This is a genomic window from Paraferrimonas haliotis (assembly GCF_002282895.1).
GTDB lineage: Bacteria > Pseudomonadota > Gammaproteobacteria > Enterobacterales > Shewanellaceae > Paraferrimonas > Paraferrimonas haliotis.
Map to the genome: position 1 here is coordinate 48548 of NZ_NRRB01000001.1, position 22583 is coordinate 71130.

20 protein-coding genes are annotated in these 22583 nt (G+C 44.2%); 14 read left to right on the forward strand and 6 right to left on the reverse strand.

The annotated features are described in order from the left end of the window. Window positions 1-123 precede the first annotated feature (123 nt). Window positions 124-762, forward strand: coding sequence for a cytochrome c3 family protein (locus CLC91_RS00195; protein WP_143811994.1), 639 nt, complete (start codon window positions 124-126; stop codon window positions 760-762). Continuing rightward, window positions 756-914 (forward strand): phage integrase N-terminal SAM-like domain-containing protein, encoded by a 159-nt coding sequence (locus CLC91_RS00200; RefSeq protein ID WP_233132566.1) that lies wholly within the window; start codon window positions 756-758, stop codon window positions 912-914. The genes CLC91_RS00195 and CLC91_RS00200 overlap by 7 nt, the downstream gene beginning before the upstream one ends. Here the strand turns inward: CLC91_RS00200 and CLC91_RS00205 are convergent. The 3 genes from CLC91_RS00205 to CLC91_RS00215 are packed head-to-tail and all read right to left on the reverse strand — an operon-like array spanning window position 911 to window position 7820. Next, on the reverse strand, window positions 911-2857 hold the full coding sequence (locus CLC91_RS00205; protein WP_095499779.1) for a hypothetical protein: 1947 nt from the start codon (window positions 2855-2857) through the stop codon (window positions 911-913). The two genes, CLC91_RS00200 and CLC91_RS00205, sit on opposite strands and share 4 nt — an antisense overlap. A gap of 11 nt (window positions 2858-2868) precedes the next feature. Further along, window positions 2869-5568 carry a hypothetical protein gene (locus CLC91_RS00210; protein WP_095499780.1) on the reverse strand — a complete coding sequence of 900 codons (2700 nt, stop codon included), beginning with the start codon at window positions 5566-5568 and terminating at the stop codon, window positions 2869-2871. Continuing rightward, the gene (locus tag CLC91_RS00215) at window positions 5568-7820 is read right to left on the reverse strand and encodes an McrB family protein (RefSeq protein WP_095499781.1); all 2253 of its coding nucleotides are present in this window, start codon (window positions 7818-7820) and stop codon (window positions 5568-5570) included. The genes CLC91_RS00210 and CLC91_RS00215 overlap by 1 nt, the downstream gene beginning before the upstream one ends. Window positions 7821-9048: 1228 nt before the next feature. Here CLC91_RS00215 and CLC91_RS00220 point away from each other — a divergent pair. Beyond that, window positions 9049-9534: a hypothetical protein gene (locus CLC91_RS00220; RefSeq protein ID WP_095499782.1), complete on the forward strand. Its 486-nt coding sequence runs from the start codon at window positions 9049-9051 to the stop codon at window positions 9532-9534. 668 nt (window positions 9535-10202) lie between these two features. Here CLC91_RS00220 and CLC91_RS00225 read toward each other — a convergent pair. Then, a complete protein-coding gene (locus CLC91_RS00225; protein ID WP_095499783.1) occupies window positions 10203-10946 on the reverse strand; it encodes an energy transducer TonB in 744 nt (247 codons plus the stop codon). 523 nt (window positions 10947-11469) lie between these two features. On the opposite strand from CLC91_RS00225, the gene lexA reads away from it, so the two are divergent. The 6 genes from lexA to CLC91_RS00255 all read left to right on the forward strand — a co-directional run bounded on the left by lexA (window position 11470) and on the right by CLC91_RS00255 (window position 17436). Beyond that, the gene (lexA, locus tag CLC91_RS00230) at window positions 11470-12090 is read left to right on the forward strand and encodes a transcriptional repressor LexA (protein WP_095496950.1); all 621 of its coding nucleotides are present in this window, start codon (window positions 11470-11472) and stop codon (window positions 12088-12090) included. Beyond that, window positions 12087-12602, forward strand: coding sequence for a SulA-like leucine-rich domain-containing protein (locus CLC91_RS00235; RefSeq protein ID WP_158220660.1), 516 nt, complete (start codon window positions 12087-12089; stop codon window positions 12600-12602). The genes lexA and CLC91_RS00235 overlap by 4 nt, the downstream gene beginning before the upstream one ends. 257 nt (window positions 12603-12859) lie before the next feature. Then, a complete protein-coding gene (gene coxB / locus CLC91_RS00240; protein WP_095500019.1) occupies window positions 12860-14380 on the forward strand; it encodes a cytochrome c oxidase subunit II in 1521 nt (506 codons plus the stop codon). A 12-nt stretch (window positions 14381-14392) separates the two neighbouring features. Then, entirely contained in the window at window positions 14393-15997 is a 1605-nt protein-coding gene (gene ctaD / locus CLC91_RS00245) for a cytochrome c oxidase subunit I (RefSeq protein WP_095496952.1), read from the forward strand. A 4-nt stretch (window positions 15998-16001) separates the two neighbouring features. After that, window positions 16002-16568, forward strand: coding sequence for a cytochrome c oxidase assembly protein (locus CLC91_RS00250; protein WP_095496953.1), 567 nt, complete (start codon window positions 16002-16004; stop codon window positions 16566-16568). Next, window positions 16561-17436: a cytochrome c oxidase subunit 3 gene (locus CLC91_RS00255; RefSeq protein ID WP_095496954.1), complete on the forward strand. Its 876-nt coding sequence runs from the start codon at window positions 16561-16563 to the stop codon at window positions 17434-17436. The genes CLC91_RS00250 and CLC91_RS00255 overlap by 8 nt, the downstream gene beginning before the upstream one ends. Window positions 17437-17442: 6 nt before the next feature. Here the strand turns inward: CLC91_RS00255 and CLC91_RS00260 are convergent, their stop codons facing one another. Further along, window positions 17443-17652, reverse strand: coding sequence for a DUF2909 domain-containing protein (locus CLC91_RS00260; RefSeq protein ID WP_095496955.1), 210 nt, complete (start codon window positions 17650-17652; stop codon window positions 17443-17445). A gap of 37 nt (window positions 17653-17689) precedes the next feature. Here CLC91_RS00260 and CLC91_RS00265 point away from each other — a divergent pair, with 37 nt between their 5' ends. The 5 genes from CLC91_RS00265 to CLC91_RS00285 are packed head-to-tail and all read left to right on the forward strand — an operon-like array spanning window position 17690 to window position 21495. Next, a complete protein-coding gene (locus tag CLC91_RS00265) occupies window positions 17690-18370 on the forward strand; it encodes an SURF1 family protein (protein ID WP_158220661.1) in 681 nt (226 codons plus the stop codon). Between the two features lie 9 nt (window positions 18371-18379). Next, window positions 18380-18922: a hypothetical protein gene (locus CLC91_RS00270; RefSeq protein WP_095496957.1), complete on the forward strand. Its 543-nt coding sequence runs from the start codon at window positions 18380-18382 to the stop codon at window positions 18920-18922. Further along, the gene (locus CLC91_RS00275) at window positions 18923-19909 is read left to right on the forward strand and encodes a COX15/CtaA family protein (RefSeq protein WP_095499785.1); all 987 of its coding nucleotides are present in this window, start codon (window positions 18923-18925) and stop codon (window positions 19907-19909) included. It begins immediately after the preceding gene. A gap of 12 nt (window positions 19910-19921) precedes the next feature. Beyond that, the gene (gene cyoE, locus CLC91_RS00280) at window positions 19922-20836 is read left to right on the forward strand and encodes a heme o synthase (protein WP_095496959.1); all 915 of its coding nucleotides are present in this window, start codon (window positions 19922-19924) and stop codon (window positions 20834-20836) included. Further along, window positions 20833-21495, forward strand: a complete 663-nt coding sequence (locus tag CLC91_RS00285; RefSeq protein WP_095496960.1) for an SCO family protein — start codon at window positions 20833-20835, stop codon at window positions 21493-21495. Before cyoE ends, CLC91_RS00285 begins: the two co-directional genes overlap by 4 nt. A 2-nt stretch (window positions 21496-21497) precedes the next feature. On the opposite strand, the gene CLC91_RS00290 is transcribed toward CLC91_RS00285, so the two are convergent. Next, window positions 21498-22544 carry a polysaccharide deacetylase family protein gene (locus CLC91_RS00290; protein ID WP_233132545.1) on the reverse strand — a complete coding sequence of 349 codons (1047 nt, stop codon included), beginning with the start codon at window positions 22542-22544 and terminating at the stop codon, window positions 21498-21500. Window positions 22545-22583 lie beyond the last annotated feature (39 nt).

The window sequence follows — 22583 nt, forward strand, 5'->3', positions numbered from 1 at the left end:
GCTATGTGTTATCGATCACTGTTTTCGAAAAGCTGTAAAAACTCCTAGCGATTGTTACTAAAAGCTTAAGTAGTCTTGCATTCGAACATATGTATTCCAACAAAAAACTTCGAATGTGATCACATGATGAAAACTTTAATAAAACCAATGGCTACATTGGTAACCTTAGTAGGGGCATTAGCCGTTAGTGGACCGCTGGTAGCCAATGAGTCTAACGACCTTGATATCTTGGTCGACAAGTTCCAGCAAGGCAGTTACTCCAGTCGTGGTGCGGATGGTTGTATGATGTGTCATCGTCGCGATGAAGGCGTTGCAGACATTTTTGTAAGCGCTCATGGCAAAACTGACAATGGCCCAATGGCCGGTTTACAGTGCGAAGCGTGTCATGGCCCTCAAGGGAAACACCGCGGCAAAAATGAACCAATGCTGAGTTTTGGCAAGGACTCTGCTCTAACCGCTGACATGCAAAACAGTGTTTGTTTAGGTTGCCACCAAGGCACCCAAGCTCACTGGAGTTATTCTCTGCACAAGCTTGAAGAAGTAAGCTGCGTGAGCTGTCACAGCATCCACACTGCAAACGATGCGGTATTGGATCGTTCAAATCAAGTTGCCGCATGTACCAGTTGCCACTTAAAGCAAAAAGGCGATATTAACAAGCGTTCTTCGCACCCAATGACTAATGAGCAAATGGTCTATTCACCCTATATCAACAAAGCCTCACGCTACTCAAGCTTCAAGGTATACGTGATAAAGCTATCTTAGCTTATTGTTTAGCACTTCGACGGATCACTGAATACTTTGATCGCTTTCCGGATAATTTAACTATCAAAGACCTACGTCGGTATTTCAGCTACATGATTGGGCAAGTCTCTTGGAGTACAATCAAACTATACCGGTGTGGGCTCCATGTTTAGAGAGGAGAGTAAGACGCAAGAATCTGAATTAGCTCTCTTTTATCTGATCGCTTATTTAATGCTAATGGGAAGCTTGATAAATAACCTTTTTTATAATCCAACTTACCTTTAATTAAATCCTGCAAGAAAGAATTTTCCTCATGCAGATAGTCACTTATTTTCGCATTGTTTGCTGAAATGGCATTTGCACTTTTGCGAATAAATTTGTTAGCAAGCTTCAAGTTATCATTTAAATAATAAAAAATTGCCAACTCACGATACAGAAGTTCAATTGGGTGAACCGCCTTTTGCTCGTGCTCATTAGCAAAGCCCTCAACAATACTTTTAACTTGCTCTGCAACAGGTGCTCCGGTGATCAAAGAGCCGTTTACGGCTTTCAGATAGGCAAGCTTATCAAAATTATTGTATGCATGATTTGGTTCATCAAAAAGTGCTAAAGTCACAGAAATCGCTTCGTCATAACTTTGCATTTTTAGGAGCAATTGAGCTTTCAATATTCTAAACCGGCTAAAATCACTCGCAGGCAAAAATGGGTATAACTCTAGTAATGCTGACAGTAAGTTCGACAAGCTTTCAGCACCTTCTTCTTTGCGTATAGCATGCCGGAGGTAATTCATCTTAGCCTTTAAAAAGATAATAGAGTTACTGGAATCACAATTCTCCTCACTTTCTAGAATAATGGCCGATAGAGAACTGTAATTCTCAGCTAACTCATAGCTTTTCTTTGCCCGTACAAAAGCTTGATCAAAATCTAAGTCGTTATAAAAAACCTCAGACTCAACCAGCAAGCCATCCATGATTAAAGACAAATTATCAGGGTTGTAAATAACACGATCCACTAAAATCTTTTGCTCTTCCAGCAACTGCAAAGCTAACTGGGTATTACCTATATGGTTGATAATTTTGAGTAAAAAGACGTTCGTTCTATACGCAAACACCTCTAAGTTGTTCACTTCAGAGGAGCTCACCTCATCAACAGCGTCTTTAAGGGTGCTTAATAGCTTGATAAATCGTTCGTACTCCCATCCCGGCTTACACAACCGCCACAGCCTATCCAACACAGCTTCAAATGCAGTACGAGCACCTGCTACACCCAACTTAGTAAACAAGGCTGTTAATGTTCTATTTAGCCCACTTATTGCAGCATCAGTACCTTCTGTTTCCAACATCAGCAACCAACGCACAGATGCAAGTGCATAATCTTGATCTCGTTCGGCTACAAATGCTCTTCGTTCTTGATACCGACTGAAAGTCTTGAATCCGGTAAATAAGCCTTTTCTTGTCAAATCATTAAGGATCTGTGCTTCAAATTGGCGTTTATTGTGATAATTGATGTTCGCCAAAAAGTCTGCTGCAACTAACCCCCAAAGGTTATTGGCATAATCTAAGTGTATCTTTATTTTGCTGCCAATGATGTCAACAAGCCCTTTGGTAGCAAGATCAACTTCAAGCGCTTGCGGCAGCTTACGAATCACATCATCTTCAATATCGCTGACTTTGGTTTGCCTGACACCGTCTATCGTCCTAGTTGCAACAACAATATCTAGCTGCTCAATAACTTGTCCCTCGGGCAAAGCCGACTCAAACAAGGACAGCAAGTCAAAGAGCATTACCCGATAGGTTTTTTCTCGATTCGTTATCTTTACTTTTGACTCATTGATTGTCGATAAAAAATGGTAATCAAATGGGACTTTAGTCAATGTTTCGATAAAGGTTTGCGCTTTGTTTAAAGCTTCTTTATGCCCAAAATCCTTCCGAAATTCAGTTAGATGGAAATCGCGGATTGACTTTACACCGAGTGTTGAAGGGAGGCTATTACAAGCTCTGTCAAGGGCCTTGCTACTTGTCTCATAGTCCGCATTACATAAAAAACCTGATATAAGCCATTGACCTCTGTTACTTTCAAAATCACCTGACTCATCAATAAATAGGGTATATTTCATAAATCTCTCTACTATAGGAAAACTTGGCAAGATGGGCAGACTATGTTTGAAACTTGTTCCGCCTTAGTTCGATGATAGGTAAAGTTAAACTGATTTTTGTACAAATCCCGATGGCAAACATAACATACTGTTTTGACTGTCAAGTGATTACACTTTTTACATGTTATTCGCCAACTGTTATTTCCACCCTCTGTTTTCTTTTTTTTGCATATAAAATCATCGTAAGAGCTTGTTCCGCACGAAACGCATGTGGTATCAAACCAAAAATTGTGAGCCCCGCCACCATAATCCAAAAAATAAGAAGCTGACTGGATAAACATCCCAAGCAAACGTTGCAAGTTATCGAGAGTGTTTCCATATTTAGAAGATGGTAAAAGGAAAATAAAGCCTTTTTTATGTTTTAAATTCTGACCGTAATCTGAATGTTTCCCCCAATCTAAAGGAGACGTCTTTTCCTGTACTGCATCATTTTTAGGGTGCAGCAAAAAGACCTGATTTTTTCCGTCCTCATCATAGTCTTTGTTTTCGGTCAAATCATTTAAAATACCCTCAAAGCCACTTTGAAATAGATTATCTTTAAACTTTGCATCGAGAACCAAGCGTTTACGCTGTACATTGCCTTGCTGCCAATTGTCGTAAACACTTTTTTCAGAATCCAGGTTACGATGTCTTTCTTGATATTGCTCGTATGGAACAGGGTCAGGAGATGTTGTCCCTTCATACTGAGAAAATGGGGAGGTTGTCGGTGATGTTTTATTAAAAACGTATCCCTGATACTCCATATCCAAAACAAAGTCTGGTCGACGCCCCCTCTTTACTAGCTCCTTTTCATAACCCAGATAAAGTCGCCTGTTATTTATCGGATTATGAAAATCAAACTCAACGTTATATTCATTGTTAGTTGCCGCTCGGATTAACCGGCTTTGCCAATCTCCAGCCATTTCATAGCCATACACTTCTGAGCATAGTTTAATGATCTGCAATAAACACCAGCGCTCATAAAGGAGTGGAATATTAACAATGCCGATCTCATCAAACTCAGAAAGAGAATTGAACAAATCACCATCCATACCATCAAGTGCATTTATTTTTGAAAAATAGGACTTTGCCTTTGAATATACGGGGTTTTGTACAAAGGACATTGTATTGGGAAAGACCGCACTGCGTTTTATTTTGTGTTCTTTGAAAAAGCTATTTATCTTTCTCAACCTTACAAAAATTGGTTCAATTTGATGTAGGATATTGTGGCGAGAACGCTTACTACTCTCGAGCAGATCATTTTTTTTGGCTATGAATGAAGATTCCCGCTTGAGCTCTTTTATTTCGTTTGAATTAAGTGGCACCTCCCAGCCTTTACTTTCGTAAATTTGCCGCCGCCTTGTCCGGTCAGCCAATTCGTCTTGTATCTTTTTATGTTTAGGTAAAACAACATCTTCAACATGATGAAAGTAGATGTAATAAAAAGGCTTTTCAGGATTTGAATAATCTCTACCTTTTTGCACCATTCCTTTGATTGTTAAACTTAAGTAGTTATCATCCCCTCTTTGTGACAAAACCCAATCGAAAATCGACTGTTGCATCCCTACAACAGCATAAGAACGTTTAAACTTAGGGTTACCCTTAACTCGTTCACCATTAATCTGACTTATAAAAAAGTATCCTGAATATTTCTTAAAAACTTTTGTCACAGAAAGTCTATAACTACCAGAATCGATATTTAAAATATTATTGGGTAATGGGGGTTGATTCCTCAGCGCCTGTGAAAGAGTTTCTCTTTGCAGTCTGTAATCTCGTTCTATGACCCTTGTTTCATCATCAAAAATTCCTTGGTCAATTGTTTTTGTTTTTCTCGAATTATTGCTATCAATATTCCTTTTGTTGTTGTCAATCATACGTAGCAAGTGTTGCTCTTGCTTTGTCAAAACTGAACATAACTGCTTTGCAATATAGAAAACCCTATACGCACAAGAATGAAGATAACGGTTTTCCGGTGTATCAAAAGTTTCATTATAACTGCGGCTAGTTAACTGCTTTCGTATTCCTTTTGTCGCAATCTCTCTAAAGGTCAGATTGACTGGCCTAACCTGCTTAAATGCCTTTTTTTCTTGAACTTCTTTCAACTCAACAACAGGCTTTTTCATCATCGCTTCTAATGAGTCTGCAAAGTCCCGGAACAAACTGATTGCTTCTTCAGAAAGCATGTTGCTACTTTTTGAAACTGTACCTTTTACCGAACTTTGCAGGTTTAGAATTATTTGCCATAAACCATCTTTAAAATCCTGAAGGTATTCCTCTAAATCATCTACGGTTAGGTTTGAAGCGTTATTCTTTAACGTGACAGGAGTGTTCTGAATAACGAGTTCGACAACCCCAACAGTTCTGTATAATTCAGTAAGATAATGCTTAGAATTGGCATCCCAGCCGTCACTATGAATCCACCAATCTTTTTGTGTTTTAGGATCTTTTACAGGAATTAATTGAACTTTATTCCCTTCACCATCTTTAACGTAAGGTATGTGAAGTTGTTTTTCGGAAATAATATGAACAGCAATGCGAGGCAGATATTTTTGGTAGGTCATCCCTTCAATGAGATAGCTGCCGTTCTCCAATTCCTCAACAGGGATAGGGTTTCGGCTAATTTCTAAAGATTTAACCGTTTCGGGATCACTCCACGAAACGTCTAAATATCGAAATTCAACACTATCAATCATTACTTAACCCAATAATTGACTAGCCAATCATTTGCCTCTGCTTTTGCTCTAAGCTCCTCAAGCTCCTCAAGGCAATTGTCTACACAATCTTCTTTAACCAATCCGTTTAGATTTTCTTTTAGAAAAGCAAGCATGTCTATCAATACTTCCTTTTTCTGCTTACCATTTCCTACTTTCTGCTCCCCTTCAAACATTAATTTTGGTAACACCTTATGAAGAATAAAGTTGTTAAGAGCAACTTGACGTTTAGTTGAGAAAAGCGACAACTCATTTGCATAATTTTTTGCCTGGCGCACAGTTCTGAACCCAAACTCGACGCCAAGCTTGCTTAAAAACTCCCTTCCTAGTCGCTTTAGAACTTCTTCTAATTCATCTTGGTCATCTAATTCCGGGTATTGCCTTCTAACACCCAACTGATCATTTTTTATATTGAGTGGTCGCGATAAATCTAAGTCGTCAAATGCTTCAACTTCAGATGTAATTACTTTCAAATCCATTAAAAAAGGATTCCTAAATTTCATTACATGAGCTCTGTCGAGTATTTTAGGCGAAAGGTAGTGTGTTGTATCGTCGACATTAATCGCACCAATAATTCTTACATTAGGAGGAAGTTTGATGGATGAGGGTGTATTGATAAATCCACTTAAAATACGTCTTAGCTTGCCATGGTAATTAAGTAGTGAGTCCCCTTCATGAAAACCACATAATTTGTGCAGTTGAGCATTTACTTCCTCATCCTGCAAAAAGTCGACAAAGTCATTTAATTGTTTTCCATCGGAATCCGCTTTTACCTTGTCTACTAAACGCAAAAACGTTTGATATTCCTCCAAAGCATGTGCTGCTTCATCATCAGAATAGAGGTATATTTCAGGTTGCTGCTTTCGCTCTTCCAGTAAACTTAAGAAATCTGCGAAGTAATACTCAACACGAGCAAGGTTCATTTCATCTAAGCAAATCAGGTAAGGCGTTTCTGGATCTGATTCAGCTTCAATTAGCGCTGTTAAAAAGGAGGTGATAACATATTTTTTTTCTAAAGGGTTATAGTAGCCGAGTAAATCCTCTGCGCTAGTCCAATTAGGTTTTACTGGTATGATGAAAGACTTTCCACCAATAGAATCGGCGAACGATTTTACCAAATTGGTTTTACCGCAACCTGAGTCTCCCGCTAATATGATCAGGTCGTTAGTCCTTAGTAGTGCGAAAAAATCTTCGATTACGCTTCGGTGATAGTAAATCGATTTATCCCTCATATAAGCCTGAATGTAGGCAGCAGCTTTTTTATAGTCTCCTCCTAAATCTTCATCAAAGTCATAACCAACATCTAGTGTGTTCTTTTGCGCCTGACCGATTAGCTTCATAAACTCCTTTTCATCAAGGAGCCCTAGGTTAATTAAAGTTTGACTCTTTTCCTGGATAAACTCTTTTAAGCGCTCAAGTTTACTTTCCATTTCTTTCATTCTCTCTTGATATGAATTTTTATGACGCTGAAGTTCTAGCGTTTGCTCTTTTATCGCTAGGCCGACTCTTTTCTGCTCTTCGATCAATTTTTTGTGTTTTTTTTGGTTAGCTACTATACGCTGCTCTATTTGAGACAATTCAGTATTTTTTTTGTCGATATCTACCTGTAATTGCTGACGATCGAGCTGTTGGGCACTATTTATCTCTTCAATTTCTCGCTCTAGCGCAACTTTCTTATTCTCTAAGATTTCCTTATCTCGCTCTAGCGCAGCTATCCGAGATTGCCTATCTTTCTCTATTTTTTTCTTATTTTTTTCAAAGTAGTGATCGATAACCCATTGTTCAATGAATGAGTTTTCATCATCTTGAAAGGCATCGCGATTCCAATCATTAGGAACAGCCATCAGCAAAGAACCACTTCCCTCTTTAACACAGACCTCTATCGGGTTTTTGTGTTTTTCTCGTTCGGATTTCGGACTTAAAGTCAGTTGCGCCTTAACATGAGTGCCTATTAGCGGACTATTGAGTATTCCCTTTGCATCAGTCCAGTTAAAAAAGGCTTTAACACTGCGTTTTATATCTCTATCTGATAAGGGGTAATTGAGGGGTTTGCCCGTTTTTACATGCAGAATTCGCTCTAAAAAATAAAAGTAAGAATCTTCAGTTTTGACCTTTTTTATGACACCTATAACCTCTATTGGCGCTGACTTATCATACCCCCAGCTTTCCCTGAGAACCTCCATTAGCTCAGGGTCAGAAAGCATCTTTAGCTGATCTTTCTCGTATATTGTCATTTCACCCACCAAATTGCCCCATTACTCATAAATCATCCTGGTATTTCAGGAACAACATCCATGAGGTTTGTTCGGTGTAGCCTAGCTCACTAGAGCAGCCCGCTTCCTTGTGCAAGATGTCATCAATATTCTTAAACGTCTGTTCAAACATTAGTTAACTCAATGTGGGTAGGAAAGCTATCTTTTAGAAGAGGTATCTTTCATTCGAAAATTTGAGTTATCTTAGCAAAAAAAATAGGCTAATGCTGCTATGCATTCGTGCTCTTTCTGTCACTAAAAAGTTCTATCTACAGGTGATTTACGGCTAACACTAGTGGCAGTTATCGCTGGTCTAGTCTCTAAAAGTATGGCCGGTTATTGATCTCATCTAGGCGCTAGATACCTATGAGAAGAGGTTTTCTAGTCGGTCGCTCTTGACTGGCAGCTTACTTCCTGGCTTGGTGCTTTTTTCTTGCTGACACACTGACATCTAGATTTGCTTCAGAATTTAAGCAACCTCAAATCGCTGAGAAAACCTCAAAAATCGCGTTTTTTTAAACACTCAGCCACTCTAAGCCTTTCTAGAGCAACGTTTACGCGATTAACAACATAGGACTTTAGATTTAACTCTACTGTTTGTGGCTACCATCCAAGAATAGGTACAGCAAATTCTCCTTTTTGTGTCCTTATGTATCGTTGAAATGAAGGTAATCCCGCTGCTCTGTTGTAGCTTCTCAAGAATAAGCACGAAGGGTGGCAGCTGCTTAAATATTCGAGCACTCACAGATTCCTTAAAATTCTCACAGGAATTGTGAGTTTTTCCACAGGTAGTAGTCCAATTTTGTTTGAGTGCGTCCCTTTCGATTTGATTAGTTCGAGAGGCTAAGCGATGAGTTTGTTCCGAAATATTAACTGGTGTTGAAGCGATATTTACCAGAGTTGTCAGCTGCACTGACGGAGTACGAATGTTGAGTATGGTTACGTTGTACTACCAAAGAGATTTTCTGGAAAGCTTTTCAAACGAAAGTTCTTCGACCTGAAAGGGCCAAATAAACACGCATATTTACTGTCTTACAGTGCGGTGGTTGAGTGTACGCAAAACACCCGGAGTTCATAATTCGGTGTCAGCCTACTGAGCGCAAATGATGTTTGGTTAACTTTTGACACGCGCATACGTCTCATTTTTTCAAAATACCAATTGCTACACCTTCGCCGCAGAATTACTCTTTCCAAAAAAACGGAAAACATCATGTCACTTGCTGCTCTGCACTTCACACTTGTAGAAGTCACTTGCTCCAATCAAGGTACGAATTTCGAAGGCAGCACCTTTGTTATCAGAACTCTCTGGACCGGCAACAGCTTTGGCCAATCTGTCAAGCTGGAATTCAACGGTGATGATATCACCAGTGAGCGGTTGAAACTCGAATTTCAGTTAGCAAAAACCGAGTACAACCGACTTGTGTTCGGCCACTGCCTGTATTGGCAGGACGACCACCAATATACCTTTCAGGCCCTTTACGGCTCTTTTACGGAATTCTCTTCTGAGCTATTTAGACTGTCAAAGCATTATAGGGATGCGGTTCAGATGTTCGAAGATGCCGAAGGACAACTAGTCGACACGCCATTAGACGAATTGCGAGCAGAGTTAAAACAGCGGACAAAGCTAGAAAATTTACTTCGCATAAAATTGTGCGACTATCACTTCTCCACAGAAGAGATCAACGAACTGGTTTGATACGCGGCCTTAAAGGAAGATTTAAACGCCGGCAGCCAAGGGCCAGTCAACAACCGCATTTCCAAAGATGATGCTTGGGATCAGTTTCCGAACATTCGAGCGATTAACAATCACGGTGAAGGAAAGGAACTCTGTGGGATATCCCCAAAAGCATTTTCAGCACTAGAGACAATCACTGGCACGATCCGGGGAAAAGGCTCACCGCTATTGTCGTCGATACGCTATTGAGAGCAATTCCAGCGTAGCTGAGTTTGAACTAAGAGCATTGCCAGCGCCTGATACAACAAAGGCCGCCTATATCGATGACCTTGTTAGCTTCCTTACTTAGTTTTGCTTTGCGACTGCTTTTCCCAGAATTTCAAAGAATCCCAGCTACAACAATCGAAACTGACTACTTGTTGCTAACCGATGTCGCGGATTTCGTAAACTAAGTAAATTGTGAATTTACATCCAAAGCGGGTGTATTCCAACGGTAATCCTCCCATTTTTAACCGAAGTTAAAAGTAGAAGTTAGGCCGCAAGTAATGACGGTCTGCCAGTCCTTAGCAGTTGGAGAGGACTGCTGAACAAATTCCGACGCTGATTGCTGTTAGAAAACGATAGCTATCGAATGATGAGCGCCCGCCAATCTTGGCGGGCTTTGTTGATTTACGTGCGGTAGGAGAGGTTTATATTCGTTCTTGAAAGGAGCAAGTCGCTATTTGGTCCTTATCAACCCAAGTCGTTTTTTGCTCACTCTTGGAACTGATTACGACTTTTTCACCATAGTTTTTAAAGTGCTCAAATGGAGTGCCCCCAAAGAAAAAGCCAGATTCGTATTGGTCTCCGAGCTTGCCCAAAAGTATAACCTTGGCCCTGTCGCCTAAATCTTGTTCTACGAACCCATAGCTGTTGTAGAAGGTGCAGATCGTGTCTCCTGGCTGATATTTGCTGGTTCTTCTTTCTAGCCAGTTTCCTTTCACTCTCTGTAAGTAGTCACAGTATTGAGATTCAAGCAATGCGCGCTGTTCGCTAGCTTCTAGGGCTTTTCGGGCGGCGAGTTGCTTGTCTTCGCTGCTATCATCTTCATCATCATTAAGCTTGAATTTGATTACCTCTACTAGAACTGCTGGTGTATACGCGCGTCCATTCTTTTTGGCTGGAGCGAACTTCCACTTTTTAAGGGCTCTTATCGCTTCTTTCTCAAAGAGGTTTGCAGGTTTTGAGTCAAGAACAACAATGTCTTGCACCCCGCCTCGTATATCAATACTGAAACCGAGCTTAACAAAACCTTCAGCGCCTTTTCGTGCAGCTTTCATCGGGTATCGCGGTTCGATTCTAACGACCGGCTCAGTATGCGGTACGTTTTGTGCAATGGCTACGCCGTTGCAAGTGGCTGAAGAAAGAAGAAGCACTAGCCAAAGTGGTTTCATGAAAGCATCCTTGCGACTCAATTAGTGTTGATTGCGGTGGTAAGATTAGTTAAAAGTTCGTGACGAGGTTGCTGCTATATAGGGCTGTTAATTTGCATCCAAAACCGATCATCTTCAACCCCTATTTGCCGTTAGTCGCCGTATTCTAGATGCCAATCTACTGGTTCAAGCGTAAGCAAAGTTCTCGGTTTTTAGGTCGTTTTTGGCTGCAAAAGAGGTTCTTGGTAGCCTCTTCGAATCAGTGTGAAGACGAGGTTTTTGGCGGTCAGATTTTGGTGGTTTCCAGCAATTTTCTAGAAAACACCCCCAAACCTTGAAGTTCTAGAGTTGTAATTGAAACCCTTACCTTTTGATTTTAATGCTAAAAGTTCCTTAGCGGCAATTGTCGAACAGTTTCACCCTATTGGACAAAATTTCAAATGAAACTGGACCCCACAGTTAATTAACCTAAATCGATCAAGGGTTGACCAATCATAATTACTGTATATACTGACAGTCACTGTATAAAAAAACAGGGCTAATCATGAGACCGTTAACGCCAAGACAAGCTGAAATTCTGGAGCTGATAAAAACCGCAATCCAAGATACTGGAATGCCGCCAACGAGAGCCGAGATCGCCAGAACACTGGGTTTTCGTAGTGCGAACGCAGCGGAAGAGCACTTAAAGGCGTTGGCAAAAAAAGGTTTCATTGAAATCATGCCTGGCACCTCTCGCGGCATCCGCTTAAGCCAAGAAGAAAGTGCCAACGACGAGTTGGGGTTACCGCTGATTGGTCGAGTGGCCGCCGGTGAGCCTATCTTGGCGCAAGAGCATGTTGAGAGTCATTACAAAGTTGACCCAAGTATGTTCCGCCCAAGCGCTGATTTTCTATTAAAAGTCAGCGGAGACAGTATGAAAAACATCGGCATTCTCGATGGTGACTTACTGGCCGTGCATAAAATGCAAACGGCTAATAATGGTCAGGTGGTCGTTGCTCGAGTTGATGAAGATGTCACAGTTAAACGCTTTGAGCGCCAAGGTAGTACGGTATTGCTCCATCCAGAGAATGACGAGTTAAGTCCTATTAAAGTTGATTTAACCTGTCAACACTTTGCGATTGAGGGGCTTGCGGTTGGCGTTATTCGTAATGGAGAATGGTTATGAGTAATGTATTAGGACAGGCGTCGCGCCATCCAGGGCTTTGGCAAATCACCAGCAATGAAGCGACGGTCAGACAGCAACCAATAATTAATCCGGTGTCCGTGAGTCAAGAAGGCATCGCAGAATTTAAACAGCTTGCGCCGTCGTTGGCGAATTTGAGTATAAGTGGTCAGTGGTTGGTGTTGGTTGCGCCGCCAAGCTGGCAGTACAAACAGATGCTGCTGGAAGCCGGTGTCGCAATGGGAAATGTCCTGCTGGTTCACCCTAAAGATGAAGTTGATGCACTGTGGGCGGTTGAGCAAGCACTCACCTGTGGCACGTGCAGTGCGGTTGTTGCTTGGACAGATGCTCTGCCAAGTCGTGATATTAAGCGTCTGCAACTGGCAACACGCAATGCCTCGGCACCCGCGTTTTTAATGCAAGCTCATCAAAATGTAAATACTCACTTACCAGACGGCCAAGACAAATCAGTGGTTATGTCTCATAGCACTTCTAAAGTTTCACCTCTCCATTAAGCGTTATCGCCTAGCAGTGGTCGGTTTGTTAAAACGACCACTGTAATTTTTATCCAATTCAAACCTTGATTCAGATCACATTCGTGGTTAGGTTAGAAAGGGAATTACAAATAATTAACATTCAGATGTAGGTGCGCAGTACATGATTTAGTCATGAGGCATTCTTGAACTCTTTGCGAGTATTTTTGCTCGCTTTGCGCTTTGCGCTAATTGAAAGGAGTCAACTTGTGACGCGAATCTTGTGTTGGTTGGCGGCGATGTTAGTCGTACCGTCAACAATGGCGAATGAAGTGCCATTGAACCTAACACCGGGTGCAACGGAAATCAGTCAGCAAGTCTATGATTTGCATATGACCATATTTTATATTTGTTGTGCTATTGGTGTAATTGTTTTTGGGGCCATGTTTTATTCGATGTTGGCCCACCGCAAATCAAAAGGTGCGGTTGCTGCCACATTTCATGAAAGTACTAAGGTTGAGATCCTATGGACCCTCATTCCGTTCTTAATCTTAATTGGCATGGCGATCCCCGCCACTAAAACTCTTATTGCGATGGAAGATCCTTCCAATTCCGACATCACCATTCAAGTGACCGGGTCGCAATGGAAATGGCATTACAAATACTTCGATCAAGACATCGAATTTTTTAGTCTACTTTCCACAACCCAAGAGCAAATAGCCGGTGCCGAAGCGAAAGGCGAACACTACCTGCTTGAAGTGGATAAGCCGCTCGTGATTCCTACCGGTAAAAAGGTGCGTTTCTTGATGACCTCTGATGACGTTATCCACTCTTGGTGGGTACCGGCTTTCGCGGTGAAGAAAGACGCCAATCCTGGCTTTATTAACGAAGCCTGGACCATAGTTGATGAGCCAGGTACCTATCGCGGTCAGTGTGCAGAATTGTGTGGTAAAGACCATGGATTCATGCCGATTGTGGTTGAGGTAGTAACGCCTGAAGCGTTTGATGTTTGGGTAGCCGAGCAACAACAAGCGGCGGCGGATGCTGCGGCTGAAGCTGCGGCGAGCTTAAACCAAACACTGACGATGGAAGAGTCGATGACTCTGGGTGAACAAGTCTATATTGCACGCTGTGCGGCGTGCCATCAGCCAAATGGTGCCGGCCTACCTGGCGTATTCCCGAGCTTGAAAAAGTCTCCTTACATCCTAGGCGATGTCGCTGCTCACATCGATATCGTGGTTAACGGTCAAGCGGGAACGGCTATGCAGGCGTTTTCCGGTCAGCTTACCGCTAAAGAAATTGCTGCGGTTGTGACCTATGAGCGAAATGCGTGGGGCAATGACACCGGTGATTTAGTGCAAGCGGCGGATGTTGCTGGCGGTAGCGGTGCTGAGGAAAGTGCGCCACAAGAACAGCCTGCCACGAATCTAAAACCAGTAACCGAAGCGGTAGTGGTAACCGTAGAAGATGTGGTTGAAGAAGTGGAAGAGCAACTGTCGGACTTGTCCATGGACGAGCTCATGAGCAAAGGTGAACAAGTGTACATGGCCCAATGCGTGGCTTGTCACCAGCCTACAGGTCAAGGCATGCCACCCGCTTTCCCATCGCTTGTTGGAAGTCCAATTACTGTCGGTGATGTAGCGGCTCATATCGATATCGTAGTTAAGGGTAAACCGGGTAGCGCGATGATGGGATATGGCCAAATGTTAACGGCTACTGAAATTGCGGCTGTGGTTACTTACGAGCGAAACGCTTGGGGTAATAACACAGGTGATGCGGTGCAGCCATCACAAGTGCATGCAGCGAAAAGTGGGCAGTAAGGAGAAATAATCATGAGTGCAGTTACTCAAGACCAACACGAGATTGGTCACGACGATCATCATGACGCCCACCACGGTCCTGCCAAAGGGCTTATGCGTTGGGTGTTAACCACTAACCACAAAGACATTGGTTCGCTCTACTTGTGGTTTAGTTTCATCATGTTTTTAACCGGCGGTGCCATGGCGATGGTCATCCGTGCCGAGTTATTTGAGCCGGGTTTGCAATTGGTTGACCCGAACTTCTTTAACCAAATGACGACTGTTCATGGTCTTATTATGGTGTTTGGTGCGGTTATGCCAGCCTTTACCGGGCTTGCCAACTGGATGATACCCATGATGATTGGTGCGCCGGATATGGCGCTGCCTCGCATGAATAACTGGAGCTTTTGGATCTTGCCTTTTGCGTTCGCAATCCTACTGGCGTCGTTGTTTATGGAAGGTGGCGGCCCTAACTTTGGTTGGACGTTTTACGCGCCGCTGTCTACTCACTTTAGCCCCGACAGTACCGCTTTATTTGTGTTTTCAGTACACATCATGGGGATAAGCTCCATTATGGGCGCCATTAACGTCATCGTGACCATCGTTAATATGCGCGCGCCAGGCATGACTTGGATGAAGTTACCTTTGTTCGTATGGACATGGTTAATCACCGCCTTCCTATTGATTGCTGTCATGCCGGTTCTGGCGGGCGTAGTCACCATGGTGCTTACCGATAAATTCTTCGGTACCAGCTTCTTCGATGCGGCTGGCGGCGGTGACCCAGTGCTGTTCCAACACATATTTTGGTTCTTTGGTCACCCAGAAGTTTACATCATGATTTTGCCAAGTTTTGGCATCATCAGTGCCATTGTGCCGGCGTTTGCGCGTAAGCCTTTGTTTGGCTATGCCTCTATGGTCTACGCAACCGCGAGTATTGCTGTGTTGTCGTTCTTAGTTTGGGCGCACCATATGTTTACAACCGGTATGCCGGTATTTGCCGAGCTGTTCTTCATGTATTGCACCATGTTAATCGCGGTGCCCACTGGGGTTAAGGTATTTAACTGGGTTGCCACCATGTGGCGTGGCTCAATGACCTTTGAAGTGCCTATGTTGTTTTCGTTGGCCTTTATCATTTTGTTCACCATTGGCGGTTTCTCAGGGCTAATGCTGGCGATTACGCCGGTGGATTTCCAATATCACGATACCTATTTTGTGGTGGCACACTTCCACTACGTATTGGTAACCGGTGCTGTGTTCTCCATTATGGCTGCTGCCTATTATTGGTTGCCTAAATGGACCGGTAATATGTACAACGAAACCTTGGCTAAATGGCATTTTTGGTGCTCGTTGATTTCGGTAAATGTACTGTTCTTCCCTATGCACTTTTTGGGATTAGCGGGAATGCCGCGTCGTATTCCAGATTATGCGTTGCAATTTGCCGACATTAACCAAATCGTTTCCATCGGTGGTTTTGCCTTCGGTTTATCGCAGTTGATATTTCTTGCGGTGCTGTTGAAGTGCATTAAGGGCGGCGAAAAAGCACCGTCGAAACCTTGGGAAGGTGCTGAAGGGTTAGAGTGGACTATAGCCAGTCCAGCCCCTTATCACAGTTTCACGACACCACCAGAGGTGAAGTAAGCCCATGACCACACAGCCGAAAACCAATAAAAAGCTGACTCTGTCATTAGTGCTGATTGCGTTTGGCATGTTTGGCTTCGGCTACGCTTTAGTGCCGCTTTACGACGTGTTTTGCGAAATCACAGGTATTAACGGCAAAACACGAGATGAAGCGGTGGTCTATCAGGCGGGCGAGGTAAACAAAGAGCGTTTGGTTACCGTGGAGTTTATTGCTCATGTGTCTCCAGAGATGCCATGGCAATTTGCACCCATAGTAAAACGTATGCAGGTACACCCCGGTGACCTTAAGCGCGTCTCCTTTGAAGTAATTAGTGAAGCGGGTGATGCAACGTTAGGCCAAGCCATACCGTCGGTTAGCCCAGGGCAAGCTGCTCTGTACTTAAATAAGACTGAGTGTTTTTGTTTCAATCAACAACAATTAGCAGCGGGGGCTCGTGCCGAGTTGCCACTGATCTTTTTTGTCGACCCGGAGCTTCCGGAAGAAATAAATACCCTCACCTTGTCTTACACCCTCTATAACATCAGTGATCAATTGACCGTAACAGCGGCAAATGGAGCTCACTATGAGTAACAAAACAGAAGTTTATTATGTTCCGGCGCAAAGCCCTTGGCCCATTGTAGGTGCTATTGGACTGTTTTTAATTGCGTACGGAGCGGGTACCTACGTTCAACAATTGAACCAACCAGGCGGTTTTGGTGGTTACATTTTACTGGCGGGAATCGCCACCATTATTTTTATGTTGGTGGGTTGGTTTCGTAATGTGATTGATGAATCCATTGCCGGTCTGTATTCAGCGCAAATGGACCGTTCCTTTAGACAGGGCATGAGTTGGTTCATTTTCTCTGAAGTGATGTTTTTCGTGGCTTTTTTCGGCGCCTTATTTTACGCCCGCATGATAGCGGTGCCATGGCTCGGTGGCGCCAGTAATAACGCCATGACGCATGAGGTGCTATGGCCCACTTTTGAAGCGGTGTGGCCTTTGGTGACAACGCCCGATGGCACCACAACCGAAGCCATGGGGTGGCAAGGTTTGCCGCTATACAACACCATTATTCTGGTGATCAGTTCGGTAACGCTGCACTTCAGTCATGTGGGTTTGGAAAAAAATCAACGTAAAGCCCTCATTGTTTGGCTGGCGATTACCATTCTGTTGGGGATTGGCTTCTTGTTTTTACAAGCAGAAGAATACGTATTCGCCTATCGTGAAATGGGGCTAACGTTAGCGTCTGGAATCTACGGTAATACTTTCTATTTGCTCACGGGCTTTCATGGAATGCACGTTACCTTAGGGACCATTATTTTAATTATTCTGTTCTTTAGGGTACTTAAAGGGCATTTCTCACCGGACAATCATTTCGCATTCCAAGCGGGCAGCTGGTATTGGCACTTTGTGGATGTCGTGTGGTTGTGTTTGTTCGTGTTTGTGTACGTTTTATAGAACGATTTAATAAGGTCGTGGGTTGGGCTGTACTAAGCCCAATGCCATGGCTACTAATAACAACAAAATAACCAGAGCCGAAAAGGCCACTCGACGTCCTAAATAGCGCGTCATGGAATTGTTGCTGTTTCCCTTGATCATGGCAAATAACGCACTGCCAAGGCTGAAAACAATTACGAGTAGTAACCCGATGATGACCAGTTTAAATACGAGCATAAAAGCGCCTTATAAAAGCAAATCGCTGTGGTTGTTTGTGATAACTACTGTCGCTTTGTTTGCCATTATGGTCAAGCTAGGATTTTGGCAGTTAGCTCGTGCCGAGCAAGCCCAGCTCAATCTCGACAATCTGCAACAGCGGGGCACAGAAGTGCTCGAAGGTTGGCAGCAATTGGCCAACCAACAAGCCTTAGACGGTTATCAAATTGCACTATCAGGCATCGTGTCGCAACAATCTCTTTTATTAGATAACCAAACCTTTGAAGGGCGAGTTGGCTACCGTTGGTTAATGGCGTTGTATTCGACTGAAGCTGCAACCCAAGCCATCTTACTTGATTTGGGCTTTGTCGCGGCGCCGGTTTCTCGTGAACAGTTGCCGGCGCTGCCTCAAATAGCAACCGAGCAAACGGTGACAGGAAACTTATACCGCCCTGGTGTTAATCAATTTAATTCGGCGTTGGCGGCTGAGCCGGGATTCCCAAAACGCATTCAAAGCCTCGATTTATCCGCCATTGCCAAACTGTTGGGCTTGTCCGAATTGTCACCATACGTGGTGCAGCTTAAGCAAATACAAGCGATGGATCTGCAACCCAATTGGAAAGCTCAGGTCATGCCGCCGCACAAGCATACCGGTTATGCGGTGCAATGGTTTGCCATGTCGGCGGTGCTGGTTATCGTCGCTCTGTCTTTTATTTACCGAACTTGGTTTCGCAGTTAAGGAGTAACCATGACTCAGCAACCCAACCGAAAGCCGATGATTATTGTCATCGCATTATTCGCGTTACCCGTGGTGGTGGCCAAGCTGTTCTTAGCATTGAATTGGTATGAAGGCGGCGTGACCAATCGAGGTCAGTTATTGCCTGTTGAAACCAACTACCAATCGCTGGCGATTGAAAATCCGGCTCCTGGTAAATGGCAACTCGTTTACGCCATGCCGAAAGATTGCATGGCGGCTTGCCAAAAAGACATTGAACTGCTTAAAAATAGCGTTACTGCGCTGGGTAGAAAGCAAGACCGAGTAGAGCCGGTCATCTTGGTGAAACCAGAAGTGTCAGAGGCTGTACAACAACAATTAAAGGCGTCTGGTTTTTTAATTCAAACCGCGAATAGCCAACTGCCTATAACAACCGGCGCAAGTGCGATTGCCGACCCCTTGGGCAATTGGGTGCTGAGCTATCAACAACGGTTAATTGCTCAAGAGCAAATTCAAACCAGTCGTGACCGATTACTAGACGTTAAAAAGCTTCTGAAAATGTCGAAGGTGGGATAAATGAATAAAGCATTAGCATTTTCCATAGGGTTGGCCATTTGCGTCATTTTAATGGGGGCATACACCCGCTTGGAAAACGCCGGTTTAGGCTGCCCAGACTGGCCCGGTTGCTATGGTTTTGTCGGCGTCCCTATGGAACAAGCTCATATTGAGCAAGCTGAAGCGGCCTTTCCTGAACGCCCAGTAGAGCCTCATAAAGCCTGGCTAGAAATGATTCATCGCTACATAGCTTCGTTACTGGGCTTCACCATTCTATTGCTTATGGTGTTTGCTTGGCGACACCATAAACACGGGTTATTAAGTCAACCAAAACTGGCGACAGGGTTGTTTTTTCTTGTTTGTTTTCAAGGGGCTTTGGGCGCTTGGACGGTAACCATGAAGTTACTTCCGCAAGTGGTCATGGCGCATTTGCTCGGCGGGTTTACTGTGCTGTCCTTGCTGTTTTTGTGGTGGCTGCGGCGCACATTGAACGGCGTGACGGTAGACGATGTTGCTCGTAAATATGCACCGCTAGCGGCGTTTGCGCTTACCTTGCTCATTGGCCAGATAATGCTGGGTGGCTGGACGTCGGCAAACTACGCAGCAACTGCCTGCACTGAATTGCCGTGGTGTGAAGGCGATTGGCTATCACGACTTGATATTAACGGCGCATTTTCGCTGCCGGAGGGGCATCACAACAGCTATGAATTTGGCGTTATGGATTATGCGGCTCGGATGACGGTACACGTTAGCCACCGGCTGGGCGCTGTGGTTGTCAGTGCGGTGTTGGTGTTGCTTGGGTGGTTGCTCATCAACAAGAGTCAACAGCCGCTAGTACGAAAAGCCGGTTGGATTATGTTGAGCCTACTTGGCTTACAGGTTTTGTTAGGCATCAGCAATGTGGTTTGGCAGCTACCGCTTCCCGTAGCCGTGGCTCACAATGGTGGAGCAGCGCTGTTGCTTCTGAGTCTGGTATTTATAAATTTCTTAAGTTGGCGTAGGGCCTAGCAAGGAGTCAGCATGGCTAAGACAATTGATACTCAAATACACTCTGGGTCGTCGCCGATTCAATTGAACTGGCGAGACTACTTAGAAATGACCAAGCCTAAGGTGGTGGCACTGATGTTGCTCACCGTGGTGGTGGGCATGTGCTTGGCGGTTCCCGGGGCTGTACCATTGGATAAGTTGCTGTTCGGATTATTTGGCATTGGTGCCATGTCGGGAGCTGCGGCAGCCTTTAACCACCTCATTGATCGACGCATTGATGCGGTGATGGCCAGAACCCATAAACGACCGTTGCCCGAGGGCAAAGTGTCTCCCAAACGAGCTCTGATGTTTGCCATTGGTTTGAGCGTGCTGGGTTTCGTGGTTTTGCATGAGCTGGTTAACCCGCTAACCGCGTGGTTGACCTTTGCCAGTTTAATTGGCTACGCCCTGATTTACACCGCGTACTTAAAACGTGCCACGCCACAAAATATTGTGATTGGAGGCTTAGCCGGTGCCATGCCGCCCTTGTTAGGCTGGACCTCCGTCACAGGCGATTGGCATGGCCATGCGTGGTTACTGGTGATGATTATTTTCGTTTGGACGCCACCGCACTTTTGGGCCTTAGCCATTCATCGTCGCGATGACTACGCCAAAGTCGGTATGCCGATGTTGCCGGTAACTCACGGCGTTGAATTTACCAAGACAGCCATCTTGTTGTATTCGTTTTTACTTGGGGTTGTGTGTTTATTGCCCGTCGTGTTGGGCATGTGTTCCACCCTCTATTTGATTGGTTCCAGCGTGCTGAGCATGGGTTTTATTTATAAAGCGTGGCTGCTGAAATACAGCGACGAGCCACAGCATGCCATGGGCTTATTTAAGTTCTCAATCGTTCATCTAATGTTGTTGTTTATTGTGTTATTGCTGGATCACTATTTGGGGGCGTTATGAACCTAAAGCATGGGTTGCCACTGGCTGGAGTGGCGATATTGGCGCTGCTTGCGGGCATGTTTGTTAATCAAAGCATTATCAATCCTGAGCCATCTTTGGATAAGCAAGCGCCAATTTCTGCGCTGGTTTATCCAACGCCGAGGCAGCTAACCGGCTTTGAATTGACTGACCAACACGGTCAGCGCTTTACCCCAGAAAGCCTCAAAGGAAAATGGAGTTTGTTGTTTGCCGGTTACACCAGTTGCCCAGATGTGTGCCCAACCACTCTTATTCAGTTAAAGAGCGCTCACAAACAGTTGGCCATGGGCGATGACTTACAAGTGGTATTGGTGTCGGTCGATCCAAAGCGCGACCATCAGCAAAAGCTCAAGCAGTACATTGATTATTTTAACCCGAGCTTTAGTGCCATTCGTGGTGACCATCCGCAGCTGTATCCGCTCACTCAACAATTGGGGCTGGTATACTCAATGAGTGGCGATGATCCAGATAATTATCTGGTCGATCACAGTGCAGCGGTTGCCTTGATTAACCCTCAAGGGCAATTAGCGGCCTTGCTTAAACCAAAGCCGCAGCAACCCGGGAAAATTGCCATGGTTCGCGGCGATGATGTTGCTCAAGATGTGGCTTTGATCATTTCAGGCAGAGCCGCTAATTTGTAGCGTTAACCCTTAGGGTAAGTGCCATCGGCTTTAGCACGCAACCAAGGTTGTGAGAACCAAAAGTAGCCGCTTTTGGTTTTGCTGGGCGCGGTGCAGTTGTAGCGAGAGCGACCAACGGGCACATCCCCTTCTGGGGAAATCACAAACTCATTGTCGGAAACCCAAACCGGCTTCACAGCACCTTGGCCTTGCACGTAACACATCAGTTCTTTAGTGCGGACATCCGTGACGTCCATTTTCACCCGAAGCTCGGGACGTGTATTGTCGTGAGCTAAGGTAGGGTCGGTGGGCGTAACTTCCAGCAAGGTAAATGGCATGCTGTTAATCTTTACCTTGAAGCTCGGCATGCTGGAGTAGGTGTTCGCCATTGGAAAGCGCGGAATGGCGCGCAGATCAGTCGTTAACCCCACCGCACCTGATTGCTGGCCAATGCCAATGTAACCCAGCTGTTCCAGCAGAGCGGTTACTTGATCATCATACTCGCCATAAGGGTAGGCCAGCATCTTAAAATTGTATCCGGTATTTTGCTTAATTTTTGCTTCGGCGTTCTCAATGTCTTTTTGAATGCGAGCCAGCCACTGAGAATTATTTTCTCCCTCAAGCTTTTGCACTAGATGAAGATGACTTGAGGTGTGGTTTGCAATTTCGACACCGTCAGCCACCATTTTGCCAATGGTTTCCCAGGACATCATTTGGTGGAAGCCTTTATCTAAGGGGTCGGTTGCAACGAACACGGTATAAGGAAATCCGTATTGTTTTAGAATGGGGTGGGCATTATCAAAATTGTCTTGATAGCCATCGTCGAAGGTAATCACAACCGTTTTTGGCGCTGGCTCTTGACCCTTGTTAAGCATCTCAACCAATTTTGACATGGGAATCACATTGAACTCATGCTCTTTAATATAGGCCATATGCTCGTTGAAGCGATCAATGCTGGTTGTTGTGGATTTCGGAGCGTGATCCGATACATGATGGTATTGTAAAATGACAGCGGCTTGAGCCAGCTGGCAAGCCAATAACGTGGTTAAAAGCAGTAAAATTCGAGTCACAAGCTACCTCACGAAAAGGAGTGATAATCTGAAATCGTT

Coding starts and splice junctions, on each gene's coding strand:
- CLC91_RS00195 (WP_143811994.1), top strand. CDS start 124: ATGATGAAAACTTTAATAAAACCAATGGCTACATTGGTAACCTTAGTA.
- CLC91_RS00205 (WP_095499779.1), bottom strand. CDS start 2,857: ATGAAATATACCCTATTTATTGATGAGTCAGGTGATTTTGAAAGTAAC.
- CLC91_RS00210 (WP_095499780.1), bottom strand. CDS start 5,568: ATGATTGATAGTGTTGAATTTCGATATTTAGACGTTTCGTGGAGTGAT.
- CLC91_RS00215 (WP_095499781.1), bottom strand. CDS start 7,820: ATGACAATATACGAGAAAGATCAGCTAAAGATGCTTTCTGACCCTGAG.
- CLC91_RS00220 (WP_095499782.1), top strand. CDS start 9,049: ATGTCACTTGCTGCTCTGCACTTCACACTTGTAGAAGTCACTTGCTCC.
- CLC91_RS00225 (WP_095499783.1), bottom strand. CDS start 10,946: ATGAAACCACTTTGGCTAGTGCTTCTTCTTTCTTCAGCCACTTGCAAC.
- lexA (WP_095496950.1), top strand. CDS start 11,470: ATGAGACCGTTAACGCCAAGACAAGCTGAAATTCTGGAGCTGATAAAA.
- CLC91_RS00235 (WP_158220660.1), top strand. CDS start 12,087: ATGAGTAATGTATTAGGACAGGCGTCGCGCCATCCAGGGCTTTGGCAA.
- coxB (WP_095500019.1), top strand. CDS start 12,860: ATGTTAGTCGTACCGTCAACAATGGCGAATGAAGTGCCATTGAACCTA.
- ctaD (WP_095496952.1), top strand. CDS start 14,393: ATGAGTGCAGTTACTCAAGACCAACACGAGATTGGTCACGACGATCAT.
- CLC91_RS00250 (WP_095496953.1), top strand. CDS start 16,002: ATGACCACACAGCCGAAAACCAATAAAAAGCTGACTCTGTCATTAGTG.
- CLC91_RS00255 (WP_095496954.1), top strand. CDS start 16,561: ATGAGTAACAAAACAGAAGTTTATTATGTTCCGGCGCAAAGCCCTTGG.
- CLC91_RS00260 (WP_095496955.1), bottom strand. CDS start 17,652: ATGCTCGTATTTAAACTGGTCATCATCGGGTTACTACTCGTAATTGTT.
- CLC91_RS00270 (WP_095496957.1), top strand. CDS start 18,380: ATGACTCAGCAACCCAACCGAAAGCCGATGATTATTGTCATCGCATTA.
- CLC91_RS00275 (WP_095499785.1), top strand. CDS start 18,923: ATGAATAAAGCATTAGCATTTTCCATAGGGTTGGCCATTTGCGTCATT.
- cyoE (WP_095496959.1), top strand. CDS start 19,922: ATGGCTAAGACAATTGATACTCAAATACACTCTGGGTCGTCGCCGATT.
- CLC91_RS00285 (WP_095496960.1), top strand. CDS start 20,833: ATGAACCTAAAGCATGGGTTGCCACTGGCTGGAGTGGCGATATTGGCG.